12 protein-coding genes are annotated in these 10,391 nt (G+C 33.1%); 9 read left to right on the top strand and 3 right to left on the bottom strand.

All coding sequences use genetic code 11. The annotated features are described in order from the left end of the window. Positions 1-174 precede the first annotated feature (174 nt). The gene (locus ACEW8E_RS06870; protein WP_373479595.1) at positions 175-1,143 is read right to left on the bottom strand and encodes an NAD(P)/FAD-dependent oxidoreductase; all 969 of its coding nucleotides are present in this window, start codon (positions 1,141-1,143) and stop codon (positions 175-177) included. A gap of 255 nt (positions 1,144-1,398) precedes the next feature. Here ACEW8E_RS06870 and ACEW8E_RS06865 point away from each other — a divergent pair, with 255 nt between their 5' ends. Next, a complete protein-coding gene (locus ACEW8E_RS06865; protein ID WP_373479594.1) occupies positions 1,399-1,551 on the top strand; it encodes a hypothetical protein in 153 nt (50 codons plus the stop codon). An 86-nt stretch (positions 1,552-1,637) separates the two neighbouring features. On the opposite strand, the gene ACEW8E_RS06860 is transcribed toward ACEW8E_RS06865, so the two are convergent. Together ACEW8E_RS06860 and ACEW8E_RS06855 are read right to left on the bottom strand one after the other, a co-directional pair. Next, positions 1,638-2,042 carry a hypothetical protein gene (locus ACEW8E_RS06860; protein ID WP_373479593.1) on the bottom strand — a complete coding sequence of 135 codons (405 nt, stop codon included), beginning with the start codon at positions 2,040-2,042 and terminating at the stop codon, positions 1,638-1,640. Between the two features lie 34 nt (positions 2,043-2,076). After that, positions 2,077-2,736, bottom strand: coding sequence for a bifunctional 4-hydroxy-2-oxoglutarate aldolase/2-dehydro-3-deoxy-phosphogluconate aldolase (locus tag ACEW8E_RS06855; RefSeq protein ID WP_373479592.1), 660 nt, complete (start codon positions 2,734-2,736; stop codon positions 2,077-2,079). An 83-nt stretch (positions 2,737-2,819) separates the two neighbouring features. Here ACEW8E_RS06855 and ACEW8E_RS06850 point away from each other — a divergent pair, with 83 nt between their 5' ends. From ACEW8E_RS06850 to ACEW8E_RS06815, 8 genes are all read left to right on the top strand, one after another. After that, positions 2,820-4,010 carry a glycosyltransferase family 4 protein gene (locus ACEW8E_RS06850; protein ID WP_373479591.1) on the top strand — a complete coding sequence of 397 codons (1,191 nt, stop codon included), beginning with the start codon at positions 2,820-2,822 and terminating at the stop codon, positions 4,008-4,010. Between the two features lie 303 nt (positions 4,011-4,313). Next, positions 4,314-4,913 carry a superoxide dismutase gene (locus ACEW8E_RS06845; RefSeq protein ID WP_373479599.1) on the top strand — a complete coding sequence of 200 codons (600 nt, stop codon included), beginning with the start codon at positions 4,314-4,316 and terminating at the stop codon, positions 4,911-4,913. 86 nt (positions 4,914-4,999) lie between these two features. Beyond that, positions 5,000-6,094, top strand: coding sequence for a glycosyltransferase family 4 protein (locus ACEW8E_RS06840; RefSeq protein ID WP_373479590.1), 1,095 nt, complete (start codon positions 5,000-5,002; stop codon positions 6,092-6,094). A 439-nt stretch (positions 6,095-6,533) separates the two neighbouring features. Then, positions 6,534-7,103: a DUF3611 family protein gene (locus ACEW8E_RS06835; protein WP_373479589.1), complete on the top strand. Its 570-nt coding sequence runs from the start codon at positions 6,534-6,536 to the stop codon at positions 7,101-7,103. Positions 7,104-7,112: 9 nt separating this feature from the next. Continuing rightward, positions 7,113-7,583: a tRNA adenosine(34) deaminase TadA gene (tadA, locus tag ACEW8E_RS06830; RefSeq protein WP_373479588.1), complete on the top strand. Its 471-nt coding sequence runs from the start codon at positions 7,113-7,115 to the stop codon at positions 7,581-7,583. A 95-nt stretch (positions 7,584-7,678) separates the two neighbouring features. Next, entirely contained in the window at positions 7,679-9,028 is a 1,350-nt protein-coding gene (gene accC, locus ACEW8E_RS06825) for an acetyl-CoA carboxylase biotin carboxylase subunit (RefSeq protein ID WP_373479587.1), read from the top strand. Positions 9,029-9,123: 95 nt separating this feature from the next. Continuing rightward, the gene (locus ACEW8E_RS06820) at positions 9,124-9,294 is read left to right on the top strand and encodes a hypothetical protein (RefSeq protein ID WP_373479586.1); all 171 of its coding nucleotides are present in this window, start codon (positions 9,124-9,126) and stop codon (positions 9,292-9,294) included. Positions 9,295-9,343: 49 nt separating this feature from the next. Next, positions 9,344-10,390 carry a DUF3326 domain-containing protein gene (locus tag ACEW8E_RS06815; protein ID WP_373479585.1) on the top strand — a complete coding sequence of 349 codons (1,047 nt, stop codon included), beginning with the start codon at positions 9,344-9,346 and terminating at the stop codon, positions 10,388-10,390. The last annotated feature ends 1 nt before the right edge of the window (position 10,391 follow it).

Here is a 10,391-nt window from a genome sequence, read left to right as displayed (position 1 = left end):
AGATCAAAAATACTTAATAAACAAAAGTCAAAAAATCAATTTTAGTATAGTTTGAGTCAATTTTAATCCCTTTGTCCTTTGCCCCTTGCCCTTTGCCCTAGCATCACCAGTTAATTTTTAACGAGGTGCAAGATCTGAGTAAAAAGTAATTATAGTCTATATTTTTTTTGTCCTTTAAGAGAAACTCTCAATTATTTTTTCAGCTAAAGAATAACCACTTAAAAAAGCTGACTCCACATTCCCTTTTAAACACCAATCACCGCAAACACCAATATTATTTAATGTATCGAAATAATAACCTTGATCATTAGTTTGTTGAGGTATAGCATAACGCCATAAATGTACAGACTCATAAAGACTTTGATTAAACTTAATATTTAAAGTCTCCTCCATGGCTTTTTTTAAAATTTTTCCCACATTTTCCCTAGTTTGTTCTAAATTATTCTCTGTCCAACTAAAATTAGATTGAATGATGATACTACCTTTTTCTCCCCGTAAAGGTTTACTATCATTTACCGCAATCCAACCTAATATCGGGTGTTGAAATTCAATGCCATCAAAATCTAAATTTAACTTTTTTTCTGGTATTAACATTAAACTATAACAGGCAAACATTTTTAATTCCCTAATAGATTCAGTGATGTCACTATGATTTCCTAATAAATCCATAGTTTGTTGAGGAGGTGCAGTAATAATTACATAATCATAATCACAGTATTTTTGCCCATTTTCATCCATTAATGTCCATGTTTGACTTTTTTCTAAAGAGATAATCCGAGTTTGTAATGTTACATTTAACCCGATAGTTTTACATAAATTATTCATGGCTAAAATCGGCACATAACGGGGATTTTCAGGCTCAATTTTGGTTAATTTTTCTTCCTGCCAACGAGCAAAATTACCAGTCCATTCCTTGACATTTTCTTTATTTTGTGCTGTGTAATTTTGAAAAAGAGGATTTTTAACCGTAAAATATTGTGTCCCATGATCAAGATAACCCCATTGTGTTCTTCTGCTAGACATTCTACCGCCAACGCCCCTACCTTTATCAAAAATATCCACTAAAAACCCTTTATTAATTAAGTTTTTCGCCACCGTTAAACCAGCCATTCCAGCACCGATAACCGCTATTTTTTTACTCATCTTTTTTAAACTAATTACTAATAAAATAAATAATTTATTTATTCCTTAAAAATTAAGGGGATCAACTTTAAACTAATCTTTTTTGAGGTAAATTAATATTAAGCAATGCTAAAAATCTATAAAAAATATTAAGATTATCTATAATTGATTATTTTTTAAGGGATAATAAAACTAAGGAAATAAAATCACATTTAAAGATCAAAATTTTATCAAAATTGACTTTAATTTTAATCAGATATTAAGAGGTATTGAGTTATGAATATCATCAAAAAGCTAGAAAATATGACAAAATATTTAACCGAAGCATTCACTCGCATTTTTAGTCCTTCTGAAGAATTACCTCCTGACATTGGAGTACAACCCTTTGAATCAAAACCCTATAAAGAAAAATCTACACCCGAAATTTAGATTAGAATTTCACCATTAAGATTTTTATTTAGTCAGAGGTAATCAATTAATTTCTTAAAAATATTATAACTTCCATTTAACTCAATTTATTTCTTATCAATAAAAAAGATAGGACTTAAATTAGGATCAACTTTATAAGTATTTTTTTCCATCACTTTACGAGTTAATTTAGGATCAAAAGTATTCCCAAAATCTTCTTCTAATTTTTCTACCCTCGGTTGAATTTTTCCTATTTCTGCATCAATTTCTTTTAATTTTCCCTGTTGTTCTAAATGGTAAGGTAAAAGTTGTTTAATACTAAAAATAGCTAAAATAGAAATACCTAAATTAACAGAAATCTTTAAACTGGTTTCTATGGCTTTTTCAAAATTAGCTCTTTTTTGTTGTATTTGTTCTTTTTTTAACGCTCGATTAGCTAATACTGAATTACTATGATGATTATTATTGACTGATGTTGATCTTACTCTCTTTAACGGCACATTAGAAGTCATTTATTCTACCTCACAAAATTTTTATAAAACTTATTTAAAATTGTAAATCTTTAGTGGTTTTAATACTCTGTAATTCTTGTTGAATTTTAGTCACTCTATTAGAAATCATTTTCCAATTTTCTCCTAATAATAAATCTTGGGGAAATAAATCTGTTGATAATCCCACGGCGATGGCACCTGCTTTGATATAATCAGGGGCAGACTGTATTGTAACTCCACCAGTGGGAATCAAAGGAATATGACTAATAGGAGAGCGAATAGCTTTAAGATAATTAACTCCTCCTACGGTTTGAATAGGAAAGACTTTCACCGTTTTTGCACCTTCATTAAAAGCATTAATAATTTCTGTGGGAGATAACGCACCCGGAATGTATGGAATATTGTTATTATGTGCTAACTTGAGTAAATTTACATCAAAATGAGGACTAAAACAAAACTGACTTCCCGCTTCCATCGCAGTAACCAAATCTTGATGATGAAAAATTGTACCAACACCAATATAACAATGGGGTAATTTTTCCCTAAGAATAGTAATTAATTTTGCTGGTTGCTCACTATTCCAAGTAATTTCGATGAGTTTAACACCACTATGGGCTAAGATACAAGCCATTTTTTCCCCTTGTTCAATGTGATCATATCTAATAACAGCAATTAGACGATAATTTTGTAACGTAGATAGCCAATTTGCCAACATAAATTAAATAAAAAATAAAAATTGATTATTCTTCATCTATAACTAATAATTGATTAATAGTAAATTGTTTAGGAATAAGGAAAGTGAAAATACTGGTGCTATCATGGGAATTTCCGCCTAGAATCGTGGGAGGTATCGCACGTCATGTAGCAGAATTATATCCTGAAATTGTCAAATTAGGTCATGACGTACATTTAATTACCCTCGAATGTGGCAACGCTACTAAATTCGAGATTGTTGAAGGTATTAAAATATATCGTCTTTCAATACCTCACAATGATAACTTTTTTCAGTGGATAGCTCATCTCAATGAAAGTATCATTATTGCTGGGGAAAATTTAATCTCTCAAATTGGTACTTTTGATTTAATTCATGGCCATGATTGGTTAGTAGCCGATAGTGCTATTTTTCTGAAACATCGTTTTAAAATTCCTCTAGTTGCTACTATTCACGCCACCGAATACGGCAGACATAACGGTATTCATAACGAAACTCATGCTTATGTCTCCAGTAAAGAAGGTACTCTTGTTTATGAATCATGGCGAGTTATTGTCTGTAGTGGTTATATGCGTCATGAGTTAAATCGAGCTTTAGCTTGTCCTTGGGATAAAATTGACGTAGTCTATAATGGTATTCGCGCCGAAAAAAAACTGCGATCGCCAAGTTTCAATTGTTGGGAATTTAGGCGTAAATTTGCGGGAGATGAGGAAAAAATTATTTATTATGTCGGTAGAATGACTTATGAAAAAGGGATTCATATATTATTAAATGCCGCACCAAAAATAATAGATGCCTTAGAAAGAAAAGTAAAATTTGTGATTATTGGCGGTGGCAATACTAACTATATCAAAGATCTAGCCCAAAATTTAGGAATCTGGGATCGATGTTATTTTACTGGATTTATGTCCGAGGAAGATCTCAACAAATTTCAGACGGTGGCTGATTGTGCAGTTTTTCCTAGTTTATACGAACCTTTTGGCATTGTAGCCCTTGAAAGTTTTGCGTCGAGAGTTCCCGTAGTCGTTTCTGATACTGGAGGATTACCTGAAGTTGTAAGACATGGTCAAACAGGGATGGTTACAAAAACTAATGATCCCGAATCTTTAGCGTGGGGAATATTAGAAGTGTTAAAAAATCCAGACTATGCACAATTACTTGTTCATAATGCCTATGAAGATTTAAGCAAACGCTTTCAATGGGCAAAGTTAGCTGAACAAACCGTTGCTGTTTACGGCTTAATTTTACATCAACGACAAGAAATCACTTGGGAATAAATTTTAAAAAAAATCAGAAATTTTCTTGTCAGTGGTTGCTTTTTATGTTATTATTTAGATAATAGAGATATTTTATTTTATTATAAATGCAAAAATTAACATTATTATATATACTTCTATTATTACCAATAAAAAAGAAAAAGTCAAGAAGAAAATTAAAAATTTTTTATAACTCACAGTTTGTGAAAAAGAATCAAAAAACCGTGAAAATGACGTATTCTCAATTCCCTGAAGGAAAACCATTGACAGTTGATTCATAATTCAGATAGGATAAGCACAGTAACCGATAATATGATTAATAATATGGCTTATCAATTACCAACTCTTCCTTTCGATTACACAGCATTAGAGCCTTGTATCTCTAAAAGTACCTTAGAATTTCATCACGACAAACATCATGCTGCCTATGTAAATAACTTCAATAATGCAGTAGCAGGTACAGATTTAGACTCTAAATCCCTTGAAGAAGTCATTACAATCACGGCTACTAATCCCAGTCAAGCAGGTATTTTCAATAATGCTGCCCAAGCATGGAATCATAGTTTTTACTGGCAATGTATTAAACCTGAAGGTGGTGGTATTCCTAGCGGTGCGTTAGCTGATAAAATAGTTGCGGATTTTGGTAGTTTTGACAAATTTGTAGAGGCTTTCAAAACTGCAGGTGCTACTCAATTTGGTAGTGGTTGGGCATGGTTAGTATTAGACAATGGTACTTTAAAAGTTACTAAAACTGGTAATGCTGACAATCCCTTAACTGTAGGGCAAATTCCTTTATTGACGATGGATGTATGGGAACACGCTTACTATTTAGATTACCAAAATAAACGTCCTGATTATATTAGTGATTTTCTTGGTAAGTTAGTTAACTGGGATTTTGTTGCTGAAAATTTTGCTAATGCCTAATTAGGAATAGGCAATTAATAATTAATAATTAGTCTGTAAATTTTTTTATGGGCTAATTTTTTTTGTACATAAAATAGAAGCTGAAAATGGAGCAAGAATTACTCATTAATTTATCAATGTTGGTAGAAAAACCTACGGGTATAACTAATTATATACACAATATTTTACCTTATTTTTCTAGGGTTAAATATCATAGTTTATTAGCACAAAAATATAATCAGAATAATTATCAAAATCCTTATTTTATTAGTGAAAAATTAAGCCCAGATAATGGTAGTCAAGGTCATTTTTTACGGTTAAAATGGACACAATTTGAGTTATCAAAAATTTATCATAATTTAAAGGTTGGTTTATTGTTTTCTCCTGTGCCTGAAATGCCTTTATTTACCGAAACTAAAGCAGTCATAATGGTCCATGATTTAATCCCCATTCGTTATCCAAAAAAAAAGTCTCCTCTTAATCCGTATTTTCGTTATTATATTCCTCAAGTTTGCCGTCAAGCTCAACATATTATCTGTAATTCTCAAGCTACGGCGGATGATATTATTAACTATTTTGGTATTTCTGCTAGTAAAATTACGCCTATTTATTTAGGTTATAATCGAGAAAATTTTAGAGTTATTGACGGGTTAAATAATCAAACAAAAAATCCTTATTTTCTTTATATCGGCAGACATGATCCTCATAAAAATGTTACTAGAATTATCTCCGCTTTTGCTAATTTTAAAGAGTTTAAAAACTATGAATTATGGTTAGCTGGTCCTTCCGATATTCGTTATACTCCATTGTTAACACAAATAGCCGAAGAATTAGGTATTACTTCTCAAGTTAAATTCTTAGATTATGTATCTAGGGATGATTTACCTGTGATAATTAATCAAGCTCAAGCCTTAATTTTCCCTACTCTTTGGGAAGGGTTTGGTTTTCCTGTTTTGGAAGCTATGGCCTGTGGTACGCCAGTTATTACTTCTAATATTTCCTCTTTACCAGAAGTAGCCGGAGAAGCTGCGTTGTTAGTTAATCCTGAAGATATTAATAGTATTACTGAAGGGATGAATTTAATGGCAAAAGATGAAAAAATGCGAGAAGAATTAAGAGAATTAGGATTAAAAAGAGCGATGAATTTTAGTTGGGCGAAAACGGGGAAAGAAACGGTAAAAGTGATTAAAAATTATTTATAGTATATTTTTTTACTTCTAAATAAGTTAAGGAAAATAGTTACTAATTTGTCTTAATTTTTGGCTAACACTCATAAATTAACGGTCTAATTTGCTATTAAATCCTAGATTTTAAAGTCTATTTTTGACTCAATATGCTAGATTGATATTGTAGCAATTAATGGGTCAAAGTGCGATTCGTTCTAGCAAAAGTCTAAGCCCTTCGGTGGAAACGTAAGCTAGGTAAAGTTTATAATCATGTACCTTGACAACTTGTTGTTCGTGTAAGTGAAAAACTTTCACTCTGACTTTAATCCACGTCTTTGAACTCTTGTGGACAGATTAACCTTTTTTGTGGCAAATGAAAATTTGTTAAGTAAGTAAGCTGGTTTAAGCAAGAATCCACTAACATCAACGGCAGTGGAGTGTCAAATCAATTAGCAATCAATTATTAACTGACATTATGACTAGAGATTCCGAACTTGCTCAATCCTTACCGCCATCGGTACAAAAAGTATCTAAAAATTTGCAACGCTGGGGGTTTTGGAGTTTTTGGTTACAATTAATTTTAGGTATTATTTCTACGGTTACGTTATTATTTGCTACTCCTGCTTTATTTAAAACAGAACAAAATGTACAAAATATTCAATTTGGTATTTTTTCGGCTTTTATTAGTATTGTTCTTTTAATTGTAGCCATTTATACATCTTTTCGTTACAACAAAATTGGCAAAAAAATCGAAAATAGAGATCCAGCAATGCGCCCGAAAAAGTCGGAAACTATTGGATTAATTAAATTTGGATTAATTTTTAATTTGGTAGGAATGCTTTTTGCTATTATCGGTGCAGAAACTTTAGTTGGTTTATCTTTAGCGAAACTGTTAACTTTATCACCTCAGTTTATCGGCTCAAATCCTCAACAATTTGTTAATTCTCTGGATTTATTAATTATTCAGGCAAATACTAACACCATCGGGGCTCATTTTGCTGGGATAGTAACTTCTTTAATTTTAATTAATCGCATTAGCAGTTAAGCTAAGTTTATGGAATTGCAACGTCATCAATATTGGATGAATCAGGCTTTAATTATGGGGCAAAAGGGGGGAAATCAGGGAGAAATTCCTGTAGGTGTTGTGATTGTAGATGATAATAATAATTTAATGGCTTCTGCTCATAATTGTAAAGAAACAGATCAAGATTGTACTGCTCATGCTGAAATTATTGCGATTCGTCAGGCTTGTAAAAATTTAGGTAGTTGGCGTTTAAATCACTGTACATTATATGTTACTCTCGAACCTTGTATGATGTGTGCTGGAGCAATAATTAACTCTCGGCTCAAAACTTTAGTTTATGGGGTAGATGACTTTAAAACAGGGGCAATTCGTACGGTAATGAATCTTCCTGATAGTTTCGCTTCTAATCATCATTTACAAGTATTTGCAGGTATTCAAGAGTCACCTTGTCGAGAGTTGTTACAAACATGGTTTAAAAATAATCTTCAACGAAGATCTTGAAAGATGGCAAATTTTTTTATGGACAATGAGAGAACAATTGCCACGAGTGCAAAAACAAAATATGATACAGAAGATATTAGATTTAATGTTTAAAAATGCCGTTTGCCAAAATTTTAATTGCTAATCGAGGAGAAATCGCTCTGCGGATCATTCATAGTTGTGAAGAAATGGGTATCCCTACAGTTGCTGTTCATTCAACGATTGATCGCAATGCCCTTCATGTAAAGTTAGCTGATGAAAGTGTCTGTATCGGAGCTCCCCCGAGCAATAAAAGTTACTTAAATATACCTAATATTATCTCTGCTGCTTTAACTAGAGGTGCGGATGCGATTCACCCCGGTTATGGATTTTTAGCAGAAAATGCCCGTTTTGCCCAGATTTGTGCAGATCATCAAATTAAGTTTATCGGGCCTAGTCCTGAAGCTATGATTGCCATGGGGGATAAATCTACCGCTAAAAAAACCATGGAAAATGCTGGAGTACCAACAGTACCGGGTAGTAAGGGTTTAATTACTGATGAGCAAGAAGCGGCTAGAATAGCGTCGGCAATAGGCTATCCTGTAATGATTAAAGCTACTGCAGGAGGTGGTGGTAGAGGGATGCGTTTTGTCAAAGAAGAATGCGATTTAAGTCGATTATTAGCGGCAGCTCAAGGAGAAGCAGAGGCGGCTTTTGGTAATGCTGGAGTTTACATTGAGAAATTTATTGAATTACCTCGTCATATTGAGTTTCAAATTTTAGCGGATAGTTATGGTAATGTGGTTCATTTAGGAGAGCGTGATTGTTCTATTCAAAGAAGACATCAGAAATTATTAGAAGAAGCTCCTTCTCCTGCTTTAAATCCTAAAATTCGCCAAAAAATGGGACAAGCTGCCGTAAAAGCCGCAAAATCGATTAATTATGTGGGTGCTGGTACGGTAGAATTTTTATTGGATAAATACGGTAATTATTATTTCATGGAGATGAATACTCGTATTCAAGTAGAGCATCCTGTCACAGAAATGATTACAGGTTTAGATTTAATTCGAGAACAAATTGCCATCGCCCAAGGGGAGAAATTATCTTTCCGTCAACAGGATATAGAAATTCGAGGTCATGCCATTGAGTGTAGAATCAATGCAGAAGATCCTGATCATGATTTTCGTCCGAGTCCGGGTAAAATTATCGCTTATTTACCACCGGGTGGTCCAGGGGTGAGGATGGATTCATTTGTTTATCCAGATTACGTTATTCCGCCCTATTATGATTCTCTCATCGGAAAATTGATCGTTTGGGCTAAAGATAGAGATACTGCGATAAAACGCATGAAACGAGCGTTAAGAGAATGTGCTATAACTGGTGTGCCGACAACTATTAATTTTCACCGTAAAATTTTAGAAAATCCTGAATTTTTGGCAGGAAATGTTTATACAAATTTCGTTGAGAAAAATATCTTAAATAAGTAAATATAATCATTAACAATTGATCATGGAAAAATAAATTAAGTTGTAACTCACCATTTAAAATCTAGTAAAATATACTTAAAATTTATCAAAAAATTATGACAACTCACTTTATCGCCGCCGAAATTGATTTACAACAAAATCCTCTTAAGTTAAAACAAGACATAGAAAATAAATTAACTTCATCTGGTAAACCTTTACGTTGGGCAATTACTGATGTTGATCAAAGTAAACAAAAAGTTAAAGTAGAGGCAATTGTTACTAAATAATTAGTAATTAATAATTCACAATTAACAATTTATTTTGATACATTTTTTCATGACACAAAAACCGTATTCTGCTGTTTTAATTATTCCCACTGGTATTGGTGCATCTATCGGCGGTTATGCTGGGGATGCTTTACCTGTAGCTAAGGCTATGGCTCAAATTTGCGATCGCCTTATAACTCATCCTAACGTCATGAATGGTGCAAGTTTATATTGGCAATGTCCAAATATTGATTATGTTGAGGGTTATGCTTTAGATAAATTTGCGGGGGGAGAATGGGGTTTAGAATCGGTAACTCAAAATAAAATCGGGTTAATTTTAGACAAAAGTATTGAAACGGAATTAATATACAGACATTTACAAGCGACTGACGCAGTGAGGACAACTTTAGGGATAAATGTTCAAGAATATATTATCACTGACGAACCTTTAAATGTTGAGCTAAGAATGGCAGAAAGTGGAACGAGTTGGGGTACAATAGGGAATCCTGAGAGTTTATTACGCGCTGGAGAAAAATTAATTAATAACGGAATTAATGCTTTAGCGGTAGTTGCCAGATTTCCTGATGATAGTGATAGTCAAGCCTTAGAAGATTATCGTCATGGTAGTGGTGTAGATGCCCTTGGGGGTGCAGAAGCAGTCATATCTCATCTGTTAGTAAGAGAGTTTCAAATACCTTGCGCCCACGCTCCAGCATTATCTCCTTTACCGTTAGATGTTAGTGTATCACCTCGATCTGCGGCGGAAGAATTAGGATATACATTTTTACCCTGCGTGTTGGTGGGTTTAAATAAAGCACCTCAATTCACCCTTAATCAAAATTATCATACTCTTTGGGCAAAAGATATAGATACTTTAGTCATACCTGCCTCTGCTGGTGGTGGTAGTGGGATGTTGAGTTTTAGTGGTTTAAATACCCAGATTATCGCCGTGGAAGATAATAAAACAGTATTGAATATTCCTCCTGAATTATTAGGAATGAAAGTTATTCGAGTAAAATCCTATTTAGAAGCATTAGGAGTTATGGTGACTCACCGTGCTGGTATTCGTTATGATGCTCTAAATTCCTCCATAAAATCAATCAAATCAAGGAATTAGG

Source organism: Geminocystis sp. (genome assembly GCF_041753295.1).
In the GTDB taxonomy this organism is placed as follows: domain Bacteria; phylum Cyanobacteriota; class Cyanobacteriia; order Cyanobacteriales; family Cyanobacteriaceae; genus Geminocystis.
This window is presented reverse-complemented; position numbering and strand designations above follow the sequence as displayed.